This window comes from Candidatus Paceibacterota bacterium (assembly GCA_041661265.1).
Lineage (GTDB): Bacteria > Patescibacteriota > Minisyncoccia > JAHIHE01 > JAGLIN01 > JBAZUT01.
Map to the genome: position 1 here is coordinate 1 of JBAZUT010000014.1, position 24,743 is coordinate 24,743.

Consider the following 24,743-nt stretch of genomic DNA (forward strand, 5'->3'; position numbering starts at 1 on the left):
TCCTGTGGGTAACTCCATTGACATGCAACGGGGTTTATGTTATTTAATTAATATATGAAAAAGGGGTTAAAAAAATGCTGGAAAAAGTTTGTTAATTTATCGAAAACTTATTTAGATATGGAGGACGCGAGCGATTACGATTTAGCTCTGGTCCTTTTTGTTTTACTTTTGATTCCTATTTTCGGATTTTTTGGTATAATTATAGATATAAGATAAAAATATGGAAATAACTTTCGATATAGTTTTAAAGGCTATCGTTGGTCTGGGAATTCCCACTATTATTGTGGCGAGTGTTTATATCGGCAGAAAACTCCAGATCCTTGATGATTTGAAAAAACATTCCGACAGCACTAGTAAATTTTGTATGAGTGCAACAAATTCTATAGTAGAAGTACAAACTCATTTGGCGAGTACGGGATTTGTGATAAATAATCGGTTGGCATATGAGAGCGGAAGTCCCTTAAAGCTTACTGATTGGGGTGAGTCTTTGATGGAAAAATCGGGATTTAGCGGGATAATGTCCGATAAAATAAAACGGGATTATCTGGTGAAATTGGTTCGAGCAAAAGATCCTAAGACAAATTACGATATTCAGCAGTATTCAATGGATTTGATGTCAGAGTTGGCGGAAGTGAATGACCCTGTGGCCATTCCCCTAAAAGAATATTCCTATAAAGAAGGGTTAAATTTAGAAATTATATTGAATAGCGCCGGACTTGTATTACGCGATGAAGTTATGAAAGAACTTAAATTTGATGATAAGATTTAATTAAATTTTATTTATGAAGGAACGGATCGGAAAATGGATAAGAGAAACTGACCTTACCCCTGTTATATTTATTGTATTGTATTTTCTATTACTAATCTGGCTTACTCCTAGCAATGAACCTCATCCGGCAGATCGTATCAATGCAATGACCGAAGAAGAAAGAAGTCTATATTTCAAGGAACAGGAACTTTATGATTCAAGAGAACAGTGGTGCGGTCCAGGCGGATCGTCTTGCTAATTATTTTTTAGGAACGTATGGGATTTCCATTGTCTTGATGACGCCATATCTCTGCAATAAATCCTGCAATTCTCTCTTGGCATCTCTTTCTTTGAAATACTTGCTTGATTCAATATCTATAGGATAAGCCTTGACTCCCGACGCTAAGTTTAATGCTTTAGCGAATCCTTCTAAATCTCCGCCAAACATTTTATCCAAATAACTGACACCCCTTGAAGTAAATAAGCTTCTAGCGATTAAAAGCCTTTCGGGGTCGGCAACGTAATCAATCTTCTTTTCATCCGTTTTAATATTATTTCTATATACCGGTTTTTCTACCGGTTTTATTTTTAGCAAATCCTTGATGAATTGCGGGGCCATTTTATACTCTTTGGCATTATAGACATCTTTCAAATCTTGTTTTCTAAAACTGTCCTTTCCTATTCCAAGCTCGATAGGAGCTTTCAGTATTGGATTGAATTGGCTAATCATTCGCAATACTTGATTTTCTCCAAACTGTCCGGCGAATTGCTCTATGGGCGTGCCATATTGCGTGATAAATTCAGGTTGTCCATATTTATCGTTTCCAACTTTAGTGAAAAATCCCTCTTTAACAAAGTCTGGCAAAAATTGCTTTTCTTCCGGCGAGACATCGCCCTGCGCATCTCTCATTGCCTTCATTACGTTGCTTATTCTTTGCGGATTTTCTCCCAATGTGCTTAGTTGTAACTCAAGATTTTTTCTGGTAAAGGAATAGAAAGGCATAATCCTGCGCATAATCTTGCTTTCAAAAGGAGTCAACGCCCGATAATCAAAACCTGCCTTTGTCGCCAGCCCTAAAGACTCTTTTACGCTTTTGCCACTTCTTAGTGCTGTAACATAGGCAGTCGCCTTTTGCTGTGTTTCTATAAAATTACCCACTGCTCTTGCTGATCTAAACGCTATGTTCTCCTGAGCTAATGGATTAAGTTTTTGCCCCAAAGTAGGAATTAATTTTGAAGTGTCTGCGGTTGCATCTCCAATATCGGCAATATAACTTGAAGAAGTGCCAAATCTTTTTGCAAACGGCTTAACTATCTGATTAATGCTATATTCTTTTGCACCAATTTTAAGAGTTTCTTTTCCAAAAGTTTTATTTCTCGCGATCTTATAGGCAATCTTTTGTCCTGTCGCTATATTCCTCGGATCTAACGCCTTCGGTCCTAAAACCTCATAATTTTGGATCAGTCCTGAAGCATAGTTCCTAACGTGAAATGGGGCAAATAAACCTGTAACGGATCTTTTAAATAGAGATGTTATGGCATCAAAGCCCGTGTGTTTCGCAATAGCGTCAATCGTGGCAAACTCAGGGCTGATAAGATTATCCAAAAACTTTTTGTCATTTTCCAATAAATATCCCATTGGTTTGCCGAACATTCCTTTTTCCTTAACTAATTTATATCCCGCTTTCAATGCCTCGTCTTCTGTTTTAAATGCGTTTAATGGTTTGCCAACGTCTCCGATCATTCCCTTGAGCTGTCCTCGTATAATATTGTCCTTGGCAATATCAAACTCTCTGCGTGCGAAAGCTTCTGCCGGATTCCTGACCATTTCCTCATCTTTCAAGAGGTTCTTAAATTCTTTTTTATAGCCTTCACTTCCGACTCTTAGAGCTTTAGTGCTTTCAAAGAAATTCTTGATCTTATCTTTTTTAATTCCAGGAAAATATACAGTGAAAGGATCGTCTATACCTGCGGATTTAGCGAACTTCTGCGTTCTTCCCATTTGTTCGGTGATAGTTTTTTGAACCAATGGATCGGAAGATTTGGCAATATCAATCGCCTCACCTGCTGTTTTGCCCGCATATTCCGCTCTCTTTCCAGCCAGCAATTTTTCCACTAGTTCATCTTGCTGTGAACTTGAGAGAGTACCTGTTCCTAACCTTGCGATATTGCTTTTGACTATTCCCTCTTTAGCTTTTCCCAATTCGCTCATCGTTTCTAGTCCTTTTTCAGCCACTCCTTTGCTTGTCCCGTACCCGAATTTAAACGCCTTGCCGAGTGCCTCTGTCACGCCTTCTCCGGCCATTCTTATACCAGTTTCAACCTTTGGGGCTACTTTCCCAACAATGGATAGGGTTTTTGATCCTGTTTTTCCAGCTAAGCTAATACCTTTTTTAACGACTGCACCGCCAAGATAAGTTGATGGATCAAGCAAAACATCACCTAGAAATCCTAAGCCAAATTTAGCTATTCCATTTTCTACTCCCATTTTTTCAACGACATCTTTATATGTTTTCTTCTCACTTTGACCGACGTCTTCGCCAGTAACGGCAGATTTTAGACCGGAAAAAATACTACCTCCATAAGTTTTGAGACCTTCTCCCATTCCTTTTTCCATTCCGGTATATACTGCGTTCCCAGTTTCAAACGCGCTTAATCCGGCTCCCAGTCTTTGAAGTAAAGATAATTTCGGTTTAGGATTCAATATCTCTTGTGCCTGTTTTCCAAGTCCGGCCTTTTCTGCCACGTCCTGCAGTCCTTCTTCGGTATTCAACACATTCTCAGTGGTTTTCTTCTTCGGTGTAATAAAATTGCTCACTCCGTTTTTTTTGGTCTTAGAAGCATTCAAAAGCCGATCAATGCTTGACCCCTTGGAAGTTCCTGATGATTTTATGAATTTGTCTATTGATGACATATTTTAGGGTTATTTTACGAATGATTCATTGTTTCCGGTTAAGAACTGAAACGATCCCTTTTTAGGTTCTTCGACTGTTTTTTCAGGAGCCTTAATATACAACAGATCATATATTGCATTCTTTATCTCCTCTTTGCTGATAAATCCTCCGTAATCTTCAAATAGAATATTTATAAGCTCGATAGGATTTGCGGTTAAGTCTCCGTCGTTTCTTGCTTGTACAAGTTTATTAAGATCACTATTGTAGTCTATTCGCGCTTCAAAATCGCTTTCATATTTCGGATTCTCTTTATTCAATTCGTTTACTCTCTGGTTTACTTTTGCCCGAATACCAACTGGAACACTTGTCAGTGTAAGTTTTTTGTCAAAGACATCTTGTGCGTATTGTTCAACGTCACTTGTTCCTCTCCCTTCCCCCGTTCCCTTCGGCACGTTTACAGCCGTTCTGATCTCACCCGTTTTTTCGTTCTTTTGAACAATATCTCCTCCTAGATTGTAGGGTTCGGACCATTTTTCAACTTCTTTTGGCGTATTTTTCTGCTTCTCCATTAAATTATCAAATTCCTGTTGATCCTTTTGAGATTTCATGCCGGCTTGTAAAATAGATAATGGGATTCCAGCTTGTCCTGCGAGTTTCGCCAACACGGCCTGATCTTCCGGCTTCATGGATTCGAGATCAATGCCCTTAAATTTTTCCAATATAGTGGCTAGGGTTAGTCTCGCATTATCTGATAGCTTGTCGGCTCTTGCAATGATCTTATCCTGTTCGGCCTGGATTTTGTCGTACATCTCGCTGTAGAGTTTTTGTTTGTTCTCCGCAAATCCCAATTTGGTTTTAAGACCTTCCAATAATCCTGTTCTCTTGTTCTGCTCGATTCCGAGTCTTGATAATAGGTTGGATTCCTGCGCGGCCATAGTCTGCCTTCTGAACTGTTCTTCTCTTTCAACATTCTGGATTCTACCCCCAATGTGAGATGTGGTCTGCGATCCCTTTTCTAATCCCGAAACGTCGCGTTGTGTTGCGATCCTGTCCATTTCTGCGGATTTTCTTAAATCAGCAAGTTCAGTTTCAAGGTCAGTTTCTTGCTGTGTCGGCTTGGACGCTTCAGCAAATTGGCCTTCGAGGTCGGTGTAGTTCTGTGATAATTCTTCATATTTTCCCTTGATCTCATCAATCGCAGTAGGCGCGTTGTCGGGTACTGTTGCGGGGTTGGCATATGCCTCGGCTAGAATTGAACTGTCAATAATCGGGTCGGTCTTAACCTCAAACTTTGGGGCGGCCGGGGTAGATGATGTTCCTACTGGTTCATTGGCGATTGCCTGCCAGTTTATTTGATCTGGAGCTATCCCAAGATCTGTGGCAAGTTGTGCATGAGACTGCTCCGGAGTCTGATTTTCTCCATATCTGAAACCGGTGTTTTTGTTTATTATCGTTCCTTCTTGATTTCTGAGATCTGTGTATTTTATCGTCATAAGTATGAATAAATTAAGTTAATGCGGTGTATGTCCAGTCTCCGTCAACGTAAACATATAGTCTTTTAGTCACTCCGTTCTTATAAAAAACAAATTGTTCCGGAAAGGTTTTAGGAATATATGCCGGAGCGGATGTATATATTTCTTTCATCTTCTCAACGTAAAATAGCCTCTTGTCGTTGCTTGAAAAAGCCATGCCATTTTCGAGTGTTCTTATTTTTTCTTGCAATGCCTGTATTTGTTCTTGCAATGCCTGTGTGTCATTCATAGTATATTGTTACTGACTCAATTCCTAAGTGGGGCTGTGAAGCAGTTCCTTTTATTTCAATTTGTATCATTACATTATCCCCAATAAACTCCGGATGAAATTCAAGAAGGCTTTGTGCTAAAACCGAACTGGAAGTCATGCCGTAATATCTGAATGGAGACACTAAAATATATGTATTGTCTTTCGTCACGTTCGGCAGCGCGCTATCCAGTGTCCATAGTTCGGTCGCTGTATCCGCTCCGCTTATCGCGGTAATTTCTCTCCTCAAAAATCCATTATAGCCCTGAACACACACAATCTCGTCCCCGACTTCGGCGTCCGCAAAACCGTTGATGGTGGCGTCTATGGTTATTTCGTTGGCATTTGCGCTATCGATTTTGGCTTGGGCGTATCTCCATGTCGGCTTATGGCAATCTGATAACTTGCAAATCACAGTACATGCTTCAGTTTCGGAGGCATCGTAATTTATTTCATCGGGAAGCATGTTTACTTCTATTTTATTTATGGACCTATCTTTCCCCAGGGGGACGGGACCAAGTATCACAGTACCCTGATTATTGAGCGATACTGGAAGAAATTTATTCAATACGCACTGCTTCGTGTTTCCGAGCTGCTCTATGCTCGCCGAATAAAACAGATTGTCCATCGAGCTTTCCCAGAACAAAATACCACCGACGCTTGAGTGGGAATGCTTAGCCAGCCCCAATGTCCCCGTATCATCATAGGGATAGTATGCCCACTCATCTTTTTCTATAAAATAAACATGAATCCCTTTTTTATCCTTGCTGAACGATCCGGCCCCTCCCAAAATATAGACCACATCTTCAACGACTATCATGCCCTTGGGATTTATGCTTATATCGGATCTATTGTTAGTCCCTGGCATTGCAGATAATGTCCTTGTAGAATATCCGTCGGTAAAGAATAATTTTGCTCGCGATGTTATGTATATATATCCGTTTTTATATGGAATAACTGACAATACTTCATTGTCTATTGATATCTTTTTATTCCAACCATTCGAGTTTTTATCCCATATGAAGAGTTTGCCTCTTGAGTTTTTATTCGCACCGACACATGTTGTGTCTCCATTAGATGCTCCGCATCGAGCAATATACCCGCTTTCAAGGAGCTTAAATTCCGCCGTGAATCCCGTTGTGACATAGGCTCCCCCGTAAACTATCTGAGCCAGGGCATCTCCATTTAGAATATAAAAGTCTTCATCGAACTCTATGATCTGTCTGCTGTATGTATATTCATCGTCCGTTAAGGCCGCCCAGTCCGGGTCGACGATCGCCCACTTTTCGGTATTAGCGAAAGAACCTCCCGCGCTTCCGGCTACAAAAGTGATCGTCAGGGTATTGGCGGCTATGCCTCCCGCGTTAATAGTCGCCAAGGTGTTGTCAGTTACGTTATATACAAGATCCCCCGCCACTAACCCAAGCGTCGTAAAATCGACAGACGTATCAACCAGTGTTGTTGTGCTTCCTCCTGTGGCCAGTCCCCTATAAATTCTTCCAACGCTGTTGTTGTGAGTATATATAACACTATCGTCATCTCCATAACCCAGGGCTTTTATGTCGGGATACCAACAGGGCTCGTTTGTGTTTATAAGCTTATATCCAGTTGCGGCATAATTAGAAACCCAAATATTAGAGTTGTCGTCTATTAGCCAGTAGGACATAGTGGACAGCTCGGTGCCGATAGAGTCCATCCCCTGAATAGTCGCTATCGTATTTCCAGCCTCTTTTTTCATCGTGGCCGTGTCTTCACTTAAAAAATTATTGGCATACCCCATAGCCATTAATAACTTAGACAATCCAGCTCTTCTTATGCCAAAATTCTCGGCATACAAAACAGGACTATCATCTCTCATCAGGCTGAAATTGTTTAGAGGTATTTTTCCCATCGCTTTACCTTAGTTCTTTATTCTTTGTCTTTGATTAAGATTTCCAACAGTCTTAACTCTCCCTGCAGCTTCACGTTCTCATTGGCTACTTCGTTGGCCTGTTTCTGTAGTTGTTGGATCTGCCTAGAGGTTATCTCAATTTGCTTTTCGATCTTCGATTTTTCTGATTTGAAGTCCATTTTTTTGGGTTTATTGATTATTAATTAGATTGTCTATTAATTCCACTGTGATTTTTCACATTGATTTAAAGTTAATTATTTATTCTCTAAAAGTTTTATTCTTTCGGTTAACTGCTGGATTGCCACAGTCTGCATGCTGAGCATGGCCCCTATGTCTCGAAGCTGAACGGTTTCTCCGTCTTTCTTTTCTTCTTTTCTCGCAAATTCCGGCAAGGTAGAATGATCGATCTCTCCGTTCTTTCCTTTTATTTTCATTATCTCGCTTAAAGCGTCTCCTTCATAGAACGGAGTCCTATCGGTGAAAGTGAGAGCTGAAACGTCAGCCACAAACCAAGCGTTGCCGTTTCCCGTAACCTTTATAAGTTCGGTTCCCCAGTTTTCTACAATCAATACAGTCTCGGCGGCCCCTAGAGCCTGAACGCCAGTTCCGTTCTTCTTTCCACCCGCTAGAGTTACGCAACCGACTGCATCTGTAGGATCGGCGTTTCCAAGAATACCGAGGATCACAAAGGCTCTTTGGCCTACTGCGTCTCCGAAGCCCCACACCCTCACGCCTCCGTCTGTGGCAGAGTCTAGTTCAATTTTTACATAAGTAGAAGTGTTGGCATATGCCGTTATGCCATGCGCAACGTTAGTGTCCCTCAGGTCGATAGAATGGGCCGTGGCCGCTCCTAAATCTGGAGTCGTAAATGAGGGGGAAACAAGGGGGGCCAATAGTGCGAAATTAGCGTTAATGACCGCCCTTGAATCCTTGAGTGTGTCTGTCGCGTTTATTGTTGTTACGGGCATATTTTAAGATTTATTTTTATTAGTCCATGCTATTGCGGTCAGCTCGTCCCATGTCTCGTTCGTGTTGCCCCAAGTGTGAACGGCCTGTTCCCATATCACGGCAAATCCGTTTTTGTATGGAGTGATGAACGCGGACGAATTCTTGCTTTTATTCGTGTAGGTTGGCGCGCTAGATTTAGATTTATTCGTGTAGGTGGCCATGTTAATTCATGTTTTTAAGTCTGAACCTAAAATGATATTTTCTGTCAATGTCTTTGTGGTGATAATATTCCTCAAGCTCTTTTATCTTTTCGTCCCATAAAACTTTTAAGTCTGATTTCAGAGGAAGCCGTTTAGCGATCGCCCAGTCTAAAGAAGCTCCAATTGGAAGCAAAATGTGAAACGGCTCATCAATTCCGGGTTCTTGTGTGGTATCTCCCACCACGAATTCGTCAATTTCTCTTGTCCACTCCAATCTCATTTGCGCGCCGGCGGCAACTTCAGACGATGTAGCAAGGGGGTATACCCAAATAGAATTATATTGCAAGTCATATCTCGGCATTGATTTATCGAAGTTGGCATCTATGTTGGCGTCATTACCGAGGCCATCTTCAATCTCCGAACTGTCTAAAGGTAATACCCTATTCCAATTAGTGCCGTCGTAAGTTATATCAACCCTTTTTATTTTTAGTACTTTTTCGCTTACGGGTATTCCATAATCTCTCTGGCTTGCGACCAGCGGAGTGGTCATTATCGGAAAATCGGCATGGTTGCTGTCATCGAAATCCCAGTCGTCTTGAGATTTCAGAATTTTAGTCACGACTGTGTGATATCGACTATTAACGAGCTGCGCGAATCGCGCCTTGAGCGTAGTGTTTCCCGTTATAGCCGCGTCTCCTAAGTTGGTATAGAATTCGCACATTTGGAGAATTCCGTTTTTATTTGTAGTGTCTGAAAAAACCATATTTTTAAAATTATTTATCTCGCGAAGGCGATTAATCCTGATTGAATAATGTCTTTGACTGCTGTTCCCCCCGAAGGCGTATAGGTGGCGTAGATGGAAGCTTTAATATTGGCAGTAGAAGAATCATCTACCAGTGGATCAACTGGAGTATTTGTAGCGTGATACGCATAATTATCTATATACATTGTTAGTCCAGTGTCGTAGTAGAATTGGATGCTGTATGAACCGCCCGTTTCCACTCCTAGCCACTCCCCAATTCTATAATTTGTGCTAGAGGTAACAGAACTAGACACGTTCCCCGAATACCAAACTGGTGTAGTAAAATCAGTTACTGTTATCTGACTTCCATCTCCCAAACGAGCCTTAGAGCTGTCTAAATATATTACTGGTCTTATATATTTAGTGGGATATGCGTCATTTCTACCCGTACAGTATATACTTATGCTTGTAACAGTGCCGCTGCTAGCAGGCGAATGCGTCCAAGTTCTTATGCTATTTATCCCAACATTTGCCGTTTTTGATGCCCCAATCGTTGTATATCCAAAAGTGTCGTTCGAACGAATAGGATAAACCGCATTGTCTAAAAAGTCTTGCGGGATTTCCACCGAGTAAATTCCATTTTCAATATGCAGGTTTCCCCACGCTTCCAGTCCGTTAGAGTCAAATAAGTGAGGTCTGTAAATATGAAAAGCTTTGCCTGTTGCATATGCCTTGCCAAATTTATCTACCATTCCGCCTTTGGTTTGGTGATAGACGGCGTATGAGCCGACAACTTCGGGCGGTCTGAAAGCACCTTCGGCTATTTCTTCGGGCGTGAGTTCGGGCTGATAGAAAAAGTCCAGCCCCTTGCTCTGTATCGTGAACTCTACCTTATTTGTTTGAGGTTTCTTTTTCAAAAACCAAACTAGCTTATATCCTCCCTCCCCCTCAACATAATCGTAATTTTCAATCTTAATATTTCCCTTTTCCCAGATGATTTTATCTTTGTCGGTTTTGACAGTTTCCTCGCCTACTTCGGTGTCGATGAGGCGGACGGAGAAATTCACTTCGTTTGACCAACGACATAATTTCACCTGCGGATAGAATTTATCGGGTTGTTTGTCATCGCCCACGATTATATTCAGTTCATCTTTCGGTTTTCCGTCATATTTATCCAGTTCAGCGTTCTTGATTTTAGACATTGCAAAGGATTCATTCACTATGGAATATTTGTCGGTAATTTCTTTGCTAAGTTTTGTTATATCAATTTTTGGCATAGTTATATTTCATATCCCGTTACAGTCACATATACATTAGCAGCACTGGTGGTGATGAGTAAATCGGCCGCGTCCTCCCCCGAAGCCATCGGATATTTTTCAGGAAACTGCAGTACAACGCCACTATTAGCCGCCAGTTCCGCTTTCCATACAGGATCATCTCCGGCCGCCTTGTCGTCTTCGAGCGTTACCGTAGCCGCCGCTGAAACCTGAATATACATCGTTACCACATGCCATCTCTTGCCTGCCGCAGGACTCCATATTATCCCGTCCGTAACCGCGCCAGCATTGGTATAATATTTTCTCGCGTAATTAGTATGGGTCGTTACGTCTATGTCGGGAGGAAGAAGTTTCCCAATAGCATTCGTTCCGGACGCTAGCGCCGGCAAGGTTACCACGTCCACATTTCCAATGTTATTATCTCCTGCGGCAATTGATTTTACTACGACCTCGTTAGCGTTTGCGGTTACTTGATCTATGCTTACCTTCCCGACTAAATTCGTTCCAGCAGGAATCGCGGAAGCGAGATCAACGTTCCCAATATTGTTGTCGCCCGCAGCTATGCTTGCTATGTCCACGTTACCTATGTTGTTATCACCGGCTGCTATGCTTGCTATTGCCACAGTTTCTCCGTCAAGAGTTACTATTAAATCGTTAGTCGTTACTTTTTGCTGTAATTGCGCACCTTGCGATCCATAAACAACTCCCAATAGTCTTGTGGCTTCGTCTGTCACATCTACGTTTACGGTTGCCGCGATAGATACGGGCTGAGTTGCTTGATAGAAAGTTCCGCTGACTGGCAAGGCAGTTCCCGATCCGTCGATTTTTAATCCGCCTCCCGCACCCAGCGCCGCAGGCAACCCCCCTCCTTGTAACGCAGAAGTAGCGGCTCCTGCCGGCAAGGGCAGCGAGGCCGCACTAATAGGCTGTGTGGCCTGCCAGAAAGTGCCTGTAACTGCTATTGAGGCGTTTAATATATCGATCTGCAAATGGCCGTCGGCATCCACCTTGATTGACTGGATATTCGTCGCATCATCTCCCATCATTAACGTTCCCGTCGCAGATCCTCTGACTGCTCCGTCGGCATATTGCGTTCCAGCTCCCGCTCCGACATAATTTCCATCAGTGTCGGTCAAACGAACAGCAAGAGGATTCGATCCGACATAATCAAGCACGGAAGCCTTAATGTTAGTATTCTCGCCGTCTTGGACCGGACCACCCCCGGTCGATCCCGATACCTGAACCACTCCATTGGCGTCAACTTTAATTTCGGTGTGATTGTTTCCGTCCCAGCCGAAAATCTCTGACCTCCAGTTGCCAGTTAGCACGTTATAGGCATTTCTTAACAGCGATTTAATGGGAATCATATTTCGTAAGATTTAGACATATTAGGGTTTGCCATTTTTTTTATTCTGAAATACTGATACAGCCAGTCCAGCCTCTTGACTCCATACGGAATTGCCGACATCTTGCCCTCAAAATCCCTCAAGGTCATCATTATTCCGCCCAAACTCTTATCAACAGAAACGTTTCTGCAAGTATTGAAAATATAATTCATTTTGCCTTCTTCGTCATTGGATATTTCGCTCAATCTTTCTATTTCGAATCCTAAAAACTGCGCGAATTCTATCGGTGTGATATTTGTGAAAGCCACGCTTTCCTCGTGCTTTTCCTCTCGTTCTTTAGCGCGGGCCTCTGTCATATCTTTTGGCTCTTCTGGTGTAATTGTGATCGGTTTATATTCCATTTTTTATTTAAAAAAAGGCGACAAAATTATTTTGCCGTCTCTTTGAAATATCTTTAATTTCCCTAAAAACTTAGATAGCTCATCGGAGTCCTTCCCCCGAATTTCTTATAGAAAATATCCCTGTTCGTTGTCCATACTTCGGCGATCTCCGGTATCTTGTCACACGTTGCTCTTGAGTAGTGATCCACTTTGGCATTCTTAGTAACGAATATTTTATATCCCTTATCCAGTACTCGCATGAAATAATCATCATCCTCAAAGTTTCCCCAGAGGTATTTTGTGCAAATGTATTCTCCGCAACATGGACACTTCCCCACATCGCCCAATACTTCTCTTCTCAATGTCCAAAAAAAACCGACGGTTCTATACTTATAGCCGTCGTCTTCTTTGTTCCTACTAAGAGGAAAAACTATTCCATTTTTTTCATCTTTCAATGCTTTAATGATAGCACTTTGCCAACCGTCTGTCAAACAAATATCATTGTCGGAAAGCGTAATTGTGTCGCCTGTTGCAAGAGCCAGTCCGTCATTCCACGCTCCGGCATTTCCATTGTTGATTTCGTTCCTTTGATATGTGTCTGCGACGGAAACTAAATAATCCCGCCCAATCGGGGAGGCGTTGTCTATGATTATGAGCTCATAGTCTCTAGTTGTTTTTTTTATGCTATCTACCGCCCTTTTGGTCAAGTCCAGCAATTCGCTGTCCAAGATCAGGCAAGGCATGATTATTGAATGTTTCATTGTTCGTTCCCCAATTAATTTTTAGCCACAATCTTTCGTGATAGTAATACATTATCACTCTTATTCCGTGAAATAACACAGTTATTGTCGTAGTCTGTTCGCTATTCCCGGTTACGAGATATGTGATATATCCCAAAAGGAATATTCCTATTATTCTCCAGGCTATCGACTTAACCCAGCTTCTTGTTTTTGTTTCCATAAATTTATTTTAACGGATTACAATGAATGCCGCACTCGAGTTTATGATTTCCGTCCTTATCGAGACAATTCCTCCACCTCCCCGCCCTCTCTGTTTCAGTCTCACTAAGTTCTTTGGTCGAACAAATCTTACAGCCAAGGCTTCGATATCCCTCTTTGTATTTGGGATGAATAGGGATCTTATTCAATGCGATATATCTCCAAATATCCAGCTCGGTCAAATTAAGAATTGGATTGATCTTGGCCAGGCCGTTACGTTCTTCAATCGTCTTAAAATTGGATCTTGTTATGCCTTCGGTAGATCTTACTCCTGAAATCCAAGCGTCCAGTTTATCAACCGCTTTTTTGAACGCATTCACTTTTGGATTGCCGCAGCAATTATCCAGTCCGCCTGTTTGCTCGAATGAATATTCCTTATAATTCAAATTCCATTTTCTCGATATTTTCTTTGAGAAATTATACGTTTCCAGAAATTCCGTATCAGCCATTACGGAAAATACCGGAATGTTTTTTTTCACTTCAACACACAAATGAAGCAAAACCATGCTGTCTTTGCCGAAAGAACAAGATACCGCAAGGCGAGGATATTTCTTGATCGCCTCCTTGATTATTTTCTTAGCCTCCTCTATTTTTTCTAGGTATGTCATAACCATTTTGTCTTAGGATTAATTAAATCTATATTGATATTATCTTTATGCTTCTCCACAAGCGCCAGCATTCCCTTAATAACATCATCAGTCAGTGGGTGCGGTTTGAGTCCCAGCTTCTCAAGTTCTGAATGTTTGGCGTTGTAATAATGTTCTTCGGCTTCTATGCGCGGATTCGGATAATGCTCAATTTTAGCTCGCGCGATCTTGGCAATCCGGTTCGCCAGTTCATCGATGGAGAATTGCTCGGTGAATTGATTAAATACCCTAAACTCTCCTTCTTTGGGCGGATTAAGTACGGCCAGATCCACGCACTGCAAAGTATCTGAAATGTTCAAAAATCCTCTCGTTTGATTGCCCTTGCCATAGACCGTCAAGGGAACTCCGGCCACCGCCTGAACAATAAAACGATTAATAACTGTTCCAAACATCTCGTCATAATGAAGACTGTCGTCTCCGCCATAGACCACGCCTTGATTTAAATCTGTGGCTCTTAATCCCCACGCCCTACAAGCGAACTCCGTGTTAACAGAATCGGCCACCTTTGAAGCGTGATAAAAACTTCCAGGCTTCTTTGGATATATCATTCGATCTTTTCTGCCGTTATGCTCAATGTTGATCCAGCCCTCCTCTATATCAATATTCGGAGTACCATATTCCCCCATTGTTCCCAACTTAATCAAGTGTGTGTTCGGGCAATATTCCTTAATGTCGAATAATAACTCTAAAGTTCCCAATATATTGTTCTCTTGTGTTTTGATCGCCCCGCTCCGCGTCATACTGTATGGAGCCGAGGGGATCTCCGCGTAATCTATGATCACATCGGGCTTAAAGTCTCTTAATAGCGTGCTGAAATACCAATCTCTAATATCGCACTTTTCCAGACCCTTATGCTCTTTTCTGAATAACGGCAAATTACCTGTTTGATTTTCGATCTCGCGCTTTATTAGATTGTCCACGCCTAAAACTTCATGCCCCCCTTTTTTGAAGTATTGCATTGTTGGCCAGCCGAGGTACCCGTCCGCGCCAAGTACTAATATTTTTAAACGCTTAATATTTTTTCCCATCGTTTTTTATAATTATGAAATTCCTTATTATGTTCGTAAGCTCTTTTTTTGATCTCTTCTCTTTCTTTCTCATGCAAAATATAATATTTGATTTTGTTAGAGGCTTCTTCCGGCGTATCAAAATAAATCTTAGTTCCTTCGGGGTAAAGTTCTTCGCATCGAGGAAATCTTTTTGTGATCGAGCAAGCTCCATGTCCGGCAGAATAGAAGTAGCGGCCGGAAGCATAACCAGGCACATCCCAATAGTGTGAAACATCCAGAACCGTATCAGAAGAATGATAAATTCTCGGCATATTTTTCCAAATCTCATTCCTACCCTCCACGTCATTGGCATTAAGGGTGGTGAATGGACATAGTTTTTCAATGTTATCTAGTAATCTCGCTCTTTTCTCATATGGCTCAAAATACATCTTGCCTCCGATGAAAACACAATTATATTTTTGACTCGGGTCTTTCTCCGATTCGCTGACGTAGCATCCGTGCGGAAGATAGGTTGATGGACATTCAAATGCTTCTTTCCACATATCCAATTGTTTGTAGTTCGACAAGAATATATGATCCAAATATCCCTTTTGCCTGATCCACATTTCCCATTCATCCCTATAATTTTCGTGATAATCCAGCATCCAATAAATCTGCTTAATGTCCTTGCCAATCAATTCCGGCAAGCCTTGATTAAGGGAGCTGGTCATGTGATGAAGTACTAAGTCAGGTTTGAAGTCCCGAACTTCAGCCGCTAAAACGTGCGGTTTGATTCCCATGGTCGGATCGATAACCTGATAATCCAGTCCCAATTCTTCTGCGCCCTGAATCAGTCCCTTGTGATCAGGGCCGAATGGTGCGCGCTTTCCTTCAAATACGATTGATACTTTCATAATAATTCGCAATTACCTAAAACCTCAATTGACGAGGAGTTTCTGTTCAACGTTTTAAATCCTAATTTTTGGAATAAATTGATAACATGGGGATTAACTGAACGAGCCAATACCAGATAGCCCTTGGAATCATGGCATACCTTTTTTATGACTTCTCCCGCATACCCCTTATTTCTGTCTGTTTTAACAGTAAACGTATTAAAAATAAATCTGCAGCCGTCGAACTCGAATATTGTGCAACCGCTCACGGGCATTCCATTAATCATCAATAGATAAATTTGGCGAACATACTTTTTATCCTCTTCGCTCCATGTTTCCGATTGCCGGAAAAATTCCAGATCAGAATCGTCAAATTTAAGCTTTGTTATTATTTCGTTCATTTTTGAGTTCCATTAAAAGCTTTCTGGCATATTGGCTATCTTTTTCGATCTCGTCGGGAGTAAAGGTATCTCTGATCGTGTGACTTCCTAAATGTTTGACAATTACACTATCGACTTTCTGCATTTTATATCCCGCTTCCAAAATTCTATACATCCAGTCGCATTCTTGGCCATAAAGTACAAACTTTTCATCGAAATATCCGATAGTTTCAAGAATTTGTTTTTTGAAAAGAAAGCAATATCCACTTAATGTTCCGTCAGTTGGAAAATCGGCCCCCATGCTCGGCCCGACAGCGGCCATTTTTTCGTCTGAATCCAAAACCTTTTGCAGTTCTGCCAGCCAGTCTTTCGTCTCAATGTAAGCGTCAGAATCCATTATGCAGATATAATCGCAAGTCGTTTCTTTTAGTAGTCTATTCCAAATCTTTGACATGTTGGCGTCGTTCATGGAATTGTCATATACCGTAATTTTATAGTTCTTGGTGTTTTCAATGATCCGCTTCAGGCACTCCGCCTCGATTTCCGGATGTTTGTATGTCAACACGATTATTTCAACTCTTTTGTCCATATTGCAAGTTTAAATATATGATTATTGGTGTCCCAGCCCCTGGTGAACCCTTCGCTATCCCACTCATCATGTCTTACGCCGGTAATTTCGGCATTTGGAGGTATAAACATGGCTAAATCTTCCTTGCTGTACCCGTTCATCCCTGCCACAATTACGCCCTTTTTGATATTTTTTAAAATATAATAAGGTTCTCTGCCGGTAAGCCATAAATAATAAACATCAGCCTCGGGAATTGATACATCCTGCCCTATTCCCAAATAGACCTCAATTCCCTTTTTTTTCGCCTTTCTAAACCTTTCCTCATTCTTTTCTATGCCGACAACTCTCTTGGCGTATTTTTTAAATTCCATCAGTAAATCTCCCTCGCAACATCCGACCTCACAAACTGTTTTGTCTTTAATGATGTCTCTGATCGCATCCGCCACTTTTAGCGGACTTCTGGTTGGATACTCTGCCATTTGTTTATTTTATCGATCACGTAATTAAATTCGTTCCCGCTTAATTTACTGTGCATTGGAATACAGATATAGTGCTTGTCGATCAGATCCATATTCGGACAATCGTTTTTGAATTTACGGAATACACCTATATCGTCATTTCTATTGTGGGCGATTGCCACCTCTATACCCGCTTCATCCATAGCCCTGCAGAAACTATCCCTGTCTTGAACTAAGATCGTATAGAGCCAATAATCATCGTTTGGAATTCTTATTACATCAAGAAATTCATTGTAAGTTTTTCCGATAAAAACTCTTCTGTTCAAATCCTCCATGACATGTCTTAATCCCACTAATCCCAAAGAGGCTGCAATATCATTCATGTGATACTTGAATCCAGACTCCATGACATCGCAAGAGATTTGTCTCGTGTGTCTTTCTTTGGCTGACGCATTTCTGTCTATCCCAAACCACCTTAATCTTTTAGCCCGTTCGTAGCTTTCATTATTAGGACAAATCAACATTCCTCCGTCTCCGGTCGTGATGTGTTTAATCGCCTGGAACGAGTAACAGGAATACATCACTTCCGGATGATGACTTACAGATTGAGCCATGTCTGCCACTATCGGTACGCCAAATTCTTTTAGCGCTTTATAATCACAATATTTGCCCCCGAAGTCCACCGCTATGATCGCCCTAGTCTTGTCGGTGATTTTTCTTTTTACGTCTTCGGGATCGATCGTAAGATCGTTCTTAATATCCGCGAATACTATTTTTACCCTTCTTCTCAATAAGGGCATATTCGTAGCCGAACAAGTGAGTACTGGAGTTATAACTTCATCTCCCTCTTTCAAATTTAAAAGCACATAAGCTAAGTGCAGAGCTGAGGTGCAGGAATTGAGAGCCACGGCATAGCCTCTTTGCGGACTTAATCCATCCGAGTCTATTTCTAGGTGTTTTTCAAACTCTTGTTCGAACATTCTAACTTTCGGACCTTCTCCGATCATTTTTGAGCCTAAAGTGTCCCTTAATTCCGTAAGACATTCTTCAAGGCGTATATTGGGATAGAATAATGAGATCATCTGTTTAATTTATAGATTATTGTTTTAAAACCTTATCCCATTTTTCAGCAACCCCATTCCAGTCGAATTCTTTTTTCGCCCAACCTATCATTTTTTTAGGGTCAAACCCCCCATTAATATTTATAATCACGTATTTGATCCATTCGTCCTGCACGTCTTTTTGATCAATTCTTTCATTCACTTTTGCTCCGAACTGCACAACCTCATCCAATGCTGCTTTTTTAGTCGTTACGGGGAAACATCCGGCTGCCTGCGCCTCCATTGCAGTTATACATGAGATCTCGTAAAAATCCGTTGGATAAACCCACACCTCAGACTTCATAAATTCTCTCGCCAAAGTGTTCTGATCAACCCGTCCATGATTGACGACTCCTTCGGTAGTTTTTATTTTATTTTCCAATCTCTGCAAAAATCTCATTCTTTCGGGATTATCCTTTTCCAACCCTTTGAAAGTTTGCATGCCATAGAACAAGTGGAGTTCAGCCTGCGGAACTTCTTTTTTTATCCGCGGAAATAGGTCAAGTAATAACTCTAATCCCCTATCGGCCGTTGAAGAATACATCAAACGATAAGGATTCCTTGTTTCGCTTCCCTCAAACCTTTCAGGATCGATTCCATTATTAATAATCGCAAACTTCTCATCCGGAACTTTCGGATATAATCTTCTATGGGCTTGAGTTTTGACGAAAATCTTGTTTATTTTCTCCAATCTTTCGCTCGTGAAGTCATAGGGATTTCCGACGTCGTGCATATCCACCCCGATAAACTTAGCCTTGAAATCGAGATCCAACATTTCGGGAGTTCTCCAGATTATTAAAACATTAAAGTCATCCTTCTTATTGAACTCCCACCAGTTCTTATAATTGACTCCGTCATATACTCCCGCCCTGTCTGCGCACCAATTGTAAACCGTAACTTCCCACCCAAGTTTTGCTAATCTCTTCGATAAGTGGATTATGGCCGTTTCGCTTCCTCCAATTCCGCCCCTTTCCAGCGATTCCGGAACCCACGGCTCTATAGTCTTAGCACAAAAGAATACGATTGACTTATCGCTCCACTTTTTCACGACCACTTCGTTTCTAATTCCTGAAATTATTCCGTCGTTTTCCAGATCATGAGGCACAGCGGCAAGCAGTGCGGGTATTTTGCCAGACTCGTTTTCTTTTTCTAAAAAATGAGCTATATGCATGACATCCTTGGCAATGTTCCTTTTTTCCACGCTTCTTTTTATCATCTCGTGCAAAAATATGATATTTTCCTCGTATGGATTGATTTTCAGCGCACCGGTTGAAGCGGTCAAGGCTTCGTTTATCCTGCCAACCTGCAAAAGACAGTGAGCATATAGGGATAATGGCTTCCATGTTACGTCCGCGACATATTTCACGAGTCCGTTATCCGGCATTTTCTTAGTCATTCCAGTTTCGAGCCAGCCGATTGCCCTGCTGTAGTCTTTTTCAGGCACATAACATTCAGCCATGCCGTAATACGCTTCCGGATAAGAGGGGCATAATTGAATAGCCGACTGATAGGCTAGTATCGCTCTTTCAAAATCCTTCTCACTTCGATAGAGAGACCCGATCAGAAGCAATGCTTCATAGACCTCCTCACCCCATCCCGAAATTTCAGTGTATTGCCATAGTGCCAATAATGCTTCCTTGGTTTTTCCGAGCATAGACCACGTTTTCCCGACATAAAACAAAGTTCTAGGATCAGTGTTGTTTCCCTGATCTTTCAAATCCATTAAAAGCAATTTCAAATTCCTCTGAGCCTTGGCCTCTCCGTCAAAATTTCCATGTTTGTGAATTCTAATAATCTTATCAGTCTTGTCATATAGGGCGTTTTTGGTCAGAGGAGTTATGTTTTCATGCACCCTTCCTCCTCCTCTCGCGCCCTCCCATTTGAAGTGTCCGTCATTTTTTACGAACATTATTTTTCCGTGTGTTTCAAGGGGATTCCCGTATCGATCTATAAGATACCAATAGTCCATCCAGTAACCCTTGACGTTATATTCGTTCGCCTGCTCAATAAGACCTCTTAAGTTCTCTCCGCCCTTGTATATGTCGTCTGAGTCCATCCATAAAATCCAATCACCCTTAGCCTGATCGAAGTTGAAATTCCTTGCTTCGACGAAGTTGTCGTTCCATTGATAATTCGAAATTTTTATTTTTGGATTTTTAAATTTCTTTTTGGCTTTTAAGTCCGTTATCGTCAGACAAACCTCATCCACATACTTTTCTACCGAAGCAATCGCTTCTTCTGTGTTCTTAAGTTCCTGTTCGTCATTTTTAACAATTATGCACAAACTTATTTTTTCATTCATATTTTTTGGCAAATAGTAAAACCCCGAAACTTGCGCATGAATTTACGCATTTCCCTTCTCTCTGTGAAGACTTCGGGATAAAACTTTTTAATTAATAATAAAAGCCCCGCGGGAAGGCTGATCCCCCAGCGAAGCGACTTGGCTTTAGATGATGCTGTGTCGTTCATTTGTACTCTCCGTGCGTATTTTATAGCCTCCAGTTGCCTGACCATTTCGTCTGGATTAAGTTTCGCGTAATCTTTTATCAGTTCTTCGATCTTATCCCACTTATCGCCGTGCGATCCAATCTCAACAACGGGTATCTCGATACCGTCTATTTTCGCCATTTGGCCGTCAACAGAAATTGTTAGTTTCTCAAATTTTGGCATAAATTGCTTTCAGACCTTTCGGGGAATCGGTCTGAAGTGATCCCCGAAGGAACAATTATTTAACTGTTTAACCCGTGAATCCGGAATAGTACGCACTTGACGCTTCGCCTCTCGCTTCGAGAGTAAGCTCTGACACTGCCTGCGCTCTTCGTCTGTCAATAGACTCGATGGGGAGTTTTTCCATATGAGTTTTGTCAAGCCAGCTAATCTTCCAGTATTCATTGCGGATAGCAACCAATTCTTTTGCATTAGCGGCATTAGATAAATTCCTGTGCCAGAAGATCTTGTGTATTCCAAAATCTCCTTCATACACATTCACCGCGCTGACAAGTCTCTTGTCCGTTACATCGACATTTTTGGTGGCTCCGCCGGTAAAGCCGGAAATATCCCTCTTGAGAGTAGTTCCGACATATATCTCGTCAGCCACTTCATCGGTCGATCCCTTGATCATCGCGATGATGTCATTGAACACGGTTTCAGATAGACTATCTCCTGAATTTCTCGCGGTCTTGTTCGTCGAGATGTTGGCGATAACGCCAGCAAGTCTTCGAGCGGTGGCCGAAGCGCCGGATGCTTTTGAGCCTGCCATTAAGGCGAGTTCAACATCCTTAGCATGCTTCGTGAGATATTTCTTAATCTGATACTCGAACGGACTGCCCTCCCCGCTGTTAATCAACATCTGAGTCCTCGATACCTGGATGTTCTCCAAGAAAATCTGAGTGATGTTGTTAGCGCGGGACGGTCCCGTATGATCTCCGACGGTGAATGCGCTCATCTCGGCGTTGGCGTTATCGGCGGCGGCCGCAAAGGTATCAGTGAGATACTCATGCAGCGTGTTGGTCGCCTTTGCTCCCTCTCCAAGTCCCGACAGCAGCGGAGTCTCTTTGGGAGAGATATTCGTTACGATCGGCACAAGGTCTTCCATTCGAGCGGCGTCATCGTATGTTATATATCCTATAGCCATTTTATTGTGAACTCTTGAATGTGAAATGGTCTTTAAGGTGTCCTAGCTTGTGGTCGATTAAGCCGTCCATGTTGCCTTTGTTCGCCTCATTGACCACTCGCTCCAGATCCTCCCTCTTCCCGCCTCCCACTCTTGAGTTCCCTTTCAGCATTGCGTTATTGTTGTCTTCTTTTGCCTTTTTCTCGGCAAGTTTGGATTCGGCATAGGACTTGAGCTTTGAACTCGCATAAGCGTCGCTCAAGGACTTGCCTTGCGCTTTAGCTAGTGCTTTGACTTCATCCAAGACCTCTTCAGCTTCGGGATACTTTCTTAGGAGTTTGATCTCTTGCAGTTCCGTGGCGGTATCCATAGACATCCGTCTTGTGTCTTCGATCTCCCGCTCTTTCGCCTTCTCTCTGGCTTCGGATGCGATCTTCTTCGCTTCTTCGTCCTGATTCTGAGAGTTGGCCAACCTATCGGCCAATTCTGAAGGCGTCATGCCATATTTGGTCTGGAATTCGTCCAGTTCTTTCGCTTTCTGTTTCAACTCGTTCGGGTTTTCACCGACAAAATTTTTAAGATTGTCATAGTGGTTGCGGAATTCGTCCATTGAGGTAAAATTCCTTCCCGTTGTCTGGTTGAGCAATTCCAATGCCTGAACATCCTTACTGCCTGCTCCAGCATCAGCGCCTGAGGCTCGAACGTCGGCATTGGAGGGTTTGTTCTCTTCCATGTTTTTACAATTAGCAATTTATTAATTAACTTCTTTCGACCTTTGAGCTAGGACGCAGAGACGGCCAATGCGTCCCGGCTCAAAAGCCCCGTCTAATCATATTTTTCAACTTTTGGCTTTATTTCAATCACCAACCCCTTTGCTTCATTTATCCAACGCTCCACGATTCCGCTCGCTTTTTTGAGCGCCAGCCCATTCTTGACTGAAATATCTTGATAAGGAATAAGCCGTAAATTACACTCATTATCTATGGTTTCGCTGAGGATGGCCTCTAGTATCTTCCATCCCTCCGATTCCAATGTCATTCTCAATGATTGTTTTTGATTCTCAGTTAAATTCATATCATCATGTTAGTTTTTTCGGACATCATCTCTTCCACTTTCGGCATTCCTTGTGCGGGCATTGCCTTCTTCTGTCTTTGGATCACTTCATCTATCTGATCAAGGATGGAGGAATTACTGGAAGTGATATTGAATATCGCCCGCATGATGAGGTTCGCCAGCTCCGGGTTGCCGACATAAGAGGAAGCAAGCTGAGTAAGCTGTTGAACCATGAATGCGTCATTGGTGTTCTCGTCCGTTACATTTATTTCTACGTCGAAATCTGCGTCCTTAAATAATTTTTTAAGGATTTGAACGTATCTGTCTCCCTTGGTTTGGCCGAACTTTTTCATCGCTTTCGCTTTTTGCATTTCCATTTCGTCTGGCGCGGGATAAAATCCATTGGCTTCGTAATATTTGATTGCTTCTGTGTTTACGATATGATCAATATAAACCTTATCCAGTTCTTTCAACTCTTCGACTGATCCTGATATTCTAACCAACTCCTCGTCATTCATAGTGTCTAGGATTGTCGGAATAAAATGCCTCCTGATTAACCGCGATAAGAATAGCCCGAAATTCTCTTGAGTCAGTCCATATCCGCTCTTGGCGTTCTTGTCTTGGATTGCCGTTGTGGTCGCAGGCTGATTGGGAGATATAGTCGCTCCTGTGGATGATTCATAAGTTCCGGTTTCTTTTCGGCCCCAGTCATCAGCGACCTGTTCATCTTTATAATTAGAAGCCTTGTAGTCATTGACTTGCAACTGCTTCACATCGCGGTCTATATCTGAGACCGGAATCGCCCCTCCTGTTATCAATCTGGAAAAATCCTTCTGGCTTAGTCCGCTTCCTATTCTGAACAAGAATAAGAGGTTCTGTGATATCAGGGCGGTATTCTCTCTCACGTTAATGATCGTATTGATATATTTTTGCCAATGCTTCAGGATCGCCGGCACTCCCTTGCCCCAGAATAGCCTTGTCCTTCTCGAATATCTCCACTCTTCATTGGGCCTGTATCCTTTAGGGTGTGTATTTTTATTCAGGTAATGAACAAGCGGCCTTTCTACTTTTCCGTCCGATTCTTTCGAATAAATAATAACTCCCTCTATCCAATCATTATCGTCTGAACTTTTTGTAATAAAATATTCAGGCATAAGTCCCCAGCGTTCATATATCGTAACGGTCGGAACGACTGAATTGACCTGTATGTCTTCGGAAGGGCTGAACTTTTTCATCCCCTCCAGGGTTTTGATATTCCTCCATTTTTTATTTATTTCATTTATCAATAAATTGGCTTTTTCGGTTTCAGCCGGAGCCGACTGGCAATTCTCTGAATAGGGATTGATATAGAAATTAAGAGGATCTACGGTCTTGGTGGCGAGTATCTTTTTCTGCAATTCCTTGTCGTAGTCTTTGAACGTTTTTACTATTAATGTTCCGTCGATCGATCCTTCTTTGATCCATTCGTTAAGTTTTTCGCCCAGAAGAATTTTTTTAAACCAATAAAGAAGCGTCAGCTTCATAATCTGAGCCAGTCCATAATGCGCCGGATGGTTACCCTTGATCGATATGTTTTTCGTGTCGATATCAATGTTTTTCACAACATCGTCAACCGCGGTCTGGATCAGCCCGACGAAGGTTTTCTCTCGACCCGTGTCTTCGTCATTCGGCTCAGTGAATACCTTCTCGTAATGTCTTCGAGCGGTTCTGATCTCATCGTCTATATCTATAGAGAATTCAGTCGTGATCTGAATATTTTTGCGGTCGTTGTTCTGAATGTCGTCCTGGACCAGTTTAATCGCTGCCTGATCTATCTCGTATTGTTTTAATTTTGACATT

28 protein-coding genes are annotated in these 24,743 nt (G+C 42.0%); 2 read left to right on the plus strand and 26 right to left on the minus strand.

Annotated elements, in window-relative coordinates; genetic code table 11:
* Positions 1-220 precede the first annotated feature (220 nt).
* Complete coding sequence (locus WC788_08025; GenBank protein MFA6097540.1) at positions 221-769, plus strand: hypothetical protein; 549 nt, start codon at positions 221-223, stop codon at positions 767-769.
* Positions 770-782: 13 nt separating this feature from the next.
* A complete protein-coding gene (locus WC788_08030) occupies positions 783-1,007 on the plus strand; it encodes a hypothetical protein (protein ID MFA6097541.1) in 225 nt (74 codons plus the stop codon).
* On the opposite strand, the gene WC788_08035 is transcribed toward WC788_08030, so the two are convergent.
* The 26 genes from WC788_08035 to WC788_08160 all read right to left on the minus strand — a co-directional run bounded on the left by WC788_08035 (position 1,008) and on the right by WC788_08160 (position 24,742).
* Positions 1,008-3,662 (minus strand): hypothetical protein, encoded by a 2,655-nt coding sequence (locus WC788_08035; protein ID MFA6097542.1) that lies wholly within the window; start codon positions 3,660-3,662, stop codon positions 1,008-1,010.
* A gap of 9 nt (positions 3,663-3,671) precedes the next feature.
* Positions 3,672-5,135: a hypothetical protein gene (locus WC788_08040; GenBank protein ID MFA6097543.1), complete on the minus strand. Its 1,464-nt coding sequence runs from the start codon at positions 5,133-5,135 to the stop codon at positions 3,672-3,674.
* Positions 5,136-5,148: 13 nt separating this feature from the next.
* On the minus strand, positions 5,149-5,403 hold the full coding sequence (locus WC788_08045) for a hypothetical protein (GenBank protein ID MFA6097544.1): 255 nt from the start codon (positions 5,401-5,403) through the stop codon (positions 5,149-5,151).
* The gene (locus tag WC788_08050) at positions 5,396-7,312 is read right to left on the minus strand and encodes a hypothetical protein (protein ID MFA6097545.1); all 1,917 of its coding nucleotides are present in this window, start codon (positions 7,310-7,312) and stop codon (positions 5,396-5,398) included. Before WC788_08050 ends, WC788_08045 begins: the two co-directional genes overlap by 8 nt.
* 17 nt (positions 7,313-7,329) lie before the next feature.
* The gene (locus WC788_08055) at positions 7,330-7,491 is read right to left on the minus strand and encodes a hypothetical protein (GenBank protein MFA6097546.1); all 162 of its coding nucleotides are present in this window, start codon (positions 7,489-7,491) and stop codon (positions 7,330-7,332) included.
* 75 nt (positions 7,492-7,566) lie between these two features.
* Positions 7,567-8,280 (minus strand): hypothetical protein, encoded by a 714-nt coding sequence (locus tag WC788_08060; GenBank protein MFA6097547.1) that lies wholly within the window; start codon positions 8,278-8,280, stop codon positions 7,567-7,569.
* Between the two features lie 3 nt (positions 8,281-8,283).
* On the minus strand, positions 8,284-8,481 hold the full coding sequence (locus WC788_08065; GenBank protein ID MFA6097548.1) for a hypothetical protein: 198 nt from the start codon (positions 8,479-8,481) through the stop codon (positions 8,284-8,286).
* Position 8,482: 1 nt separating this feature from the next.
* Positions 8,483-9,223 carry a hypothetical protein gene (locus tag WC788_08070; GenBank protein ID MFA6097549.1) on the minus strand — a complete coding sequence of 247 codons (741 nt, stop codon included), beginning with the start codon at positions 9,221-9,223 and terminating at the stop codon, positions 8,483-8,485.
* A gap of 14 nt (positions 9,224-9,237) precedes the next feature.
* On the minus strand, positions 9,238-10,479 hold the full coding sequence (locus WC788_08075) for a hypothetical protein (protein ID MFA6097550.1): 1,242 nt from the start codon (positions 10,477-10,479) through the stop codon (positions 9,238-9,240).
* Between the two features lie 2 nt (positions 10,480-10,481).
* Entirely contained in the window at positions 10,482-11,846 is a 1,365-nt protein-coding gene (locus WC788_08080; GenBank protein ID MFA6097551.1) for a hypothetical protein, read from the minus strand.
* A complete protein-coding gene (locus WC788_08085; protein MFA6097552.1) occupies positions 11,843-12,226 on the minus strand; it encodes a hypothetical protein in 384 nt (127 codons plus the stop codon). The genes WC788_08080 and WC788_08085 overlap by 4 nt, the downstream gene beginning before the upstream one ends.
* Before the next feature lie 62 nt (positions 12,227-12,288).
* Positions 12,289-12,966: a glycosyltransferase gene (locus WC788_08090; protein MFA6097553.1), complete on the minus strand. Its 678-nt coding sequence runs from the start codon at positions 12,964-12,966 to the stop codon at positions 12,289-12,291.
* Positions 12,890-13,165 (minus strand): DUF2061 domain-containing protein, encoded by a 276-nt coding sequence (locus tag WC788_08095; protein ID MFA6097554.1) that lies wholly within the window; start codon positions 13,163-13,165, stop codon positions 12,890-12,892. The genes WC788_08090 and WC788_08095 overlap by 77 nt, the downstream gene beginning before the upstream one ends.
* Before the next feature lie 4 nt (positions 13,166-13,169).
* Positions 13,170-13,811: a phosphoadenylyl-sulfate reductase gene (locus WC788_08100; protein MFA6097555.1), complete on the minus strand. Its 642-nt coding sequence runs from the start codon at positions 13,809-13,811 to the stop codon at positions 13,170-13,172.
* Positions 13,808-14,878: an NAD-dependent epimerase/dehydratase family protein gene (locus WC788_08105; protein MFA6097556.1), complete on the minus strand. Its 1,071-nt coding sequence runs from the start codon at positions 14,876-14,878 to the stop codon at positions 13,808-13,810. Before WC788_08105 ends, WC788_08100 begins: the two co-directional genes overlap by 4 nt.
* Positions 14,854-15,753 carry a glycosyltransferase gene (locus WC788_08110; protein MFA6097557.1) on the minus strand — a complete coding sequence of 300 codons (900 nt, stop codon included), beginning with the start codon at positions 15,751-15,753 and terminating at the stop codon, positions 14,854-14,856. The genes WC788_08105 and WC788_08110 overlap by 25 nt, the downstream gene beginning before the upstream one ends.
* Positions 15,750-16,133: a GNAT family N-acetyltransferase gene (locus tag WC788_08115; protein MFA6097558.1), complete on the minus strand. Its 384-nt coding sequence runs from the start codon at positions 16,131-16,133 to the stop codon at positions 15,750-15,752. Before WC788_08115 ends, WC788_08110 begins: the two co-directional genes overlap by 4 nt.
* Complete coding sequence (locus tag WC788_08120; protein MFA6097559.1) at positions 16,108-16,701, minus strand: glycosyltransferase; 594 nt, start codon at positions 16,699-16,701, stop codon at positions 16,108-16,110. Before WC788_08120 ends, WC788_08115 begins: the two co-directional genes overlap by 26 nt.
* The gene (locus WC788_08125; protein MFA6097560.1) at positions 16,680-17,051 is read right to left on the minus strand and encodes a hypothetical protein; all 372 of its coding nucleotides are present in this window, start codon (positions 17,049-17,051) and stop codon (positions 16,680-16,682) included. The genes WC788_08120 and WC788_08125 overlap by 22 nt, the downstream gene beginning before the upstream one ends.
* A gap of 77 nt (positions 17,052-17,128) precedes the next feature.
* Entirely contained in the window at positions 17,129-18,220 is a 1,092-nt protein-coding gene (locus WC788_08130; protein ID MFA6097561.1) for a DegT/DnrJ/EryC1/StrS family aminotransferase, read from the minus strand.
* Between the two features lie 16 nt (positions 18,221-18,236).
* Positions 18,237-20,540, minus strand: coding sequence for a tetratricopeptide repeat protein (locus tag WC788_08135; GenBank protein ID MFA6097562.1), 2,304 nt, complete (start codon positions 20,538-20,540; stop codon positions 18,237-18,239).
* Positions 20,537-20,908: a hypothetical protein gene (locus tag WC788_08140; GenBank protein MFA6097563.1), complete on the minus strand. Its 372-nt coding sequence runs from the start codon at positions 20,906-20,908 to the stop codon at positions 20,537-20,539. Before WC788_08140 ends, WC788_08135 begins: the two co-directional genes overlap by 4 nt.
* 67 nt (positions 20,909-20,975) lie before the next feature.
* The gene (locus WC788_08145; protein MFA6097564.1) at positions 20,976-21,872 is read right to left on the minus strand and encodes a DUF5309 family protein; all 897 of its coding nucleotides are present in this window, start codon (positions 21,870-21,872) and stop codon (positions 20,976-20,978) included.
* Between the two features lies 1 nt (position 21,873).
* Entirely contained in the window at positions 21,874-22,584 is a 711-nt protein-coding gene (locus WC788_08150) for a hypothetical protein (protein MFA6097565.1), read from the minus strand.
* A gap of 92 nt (positions 22,585-22,676) precedes the next feature.
* Positions 22,677-22,925, minus strand: a complete 249-nt coding sequence (locus WC788_08155) for a hypothetical protein (protein ID MFA6097566.1) — start codon at positions 22,923-22,925, stop codon at positions 22,677-22,679.
* Complete coding sequence (locus tag WC788_08160; protein MFA6097567.1) at positions 22,922-24,742, minus strand: hypothetical protein; 1,821 nt, start codon at positions 24,740-24,742, stop codon at positions 22,922-22,924. The genes WC788_08155 and WC788_08160 overlap by 4 nt, the downstream gene beginning before the upstream one ends.
* Between the last annotated feature and the right edge of the window lies 1 nt (position 24,743).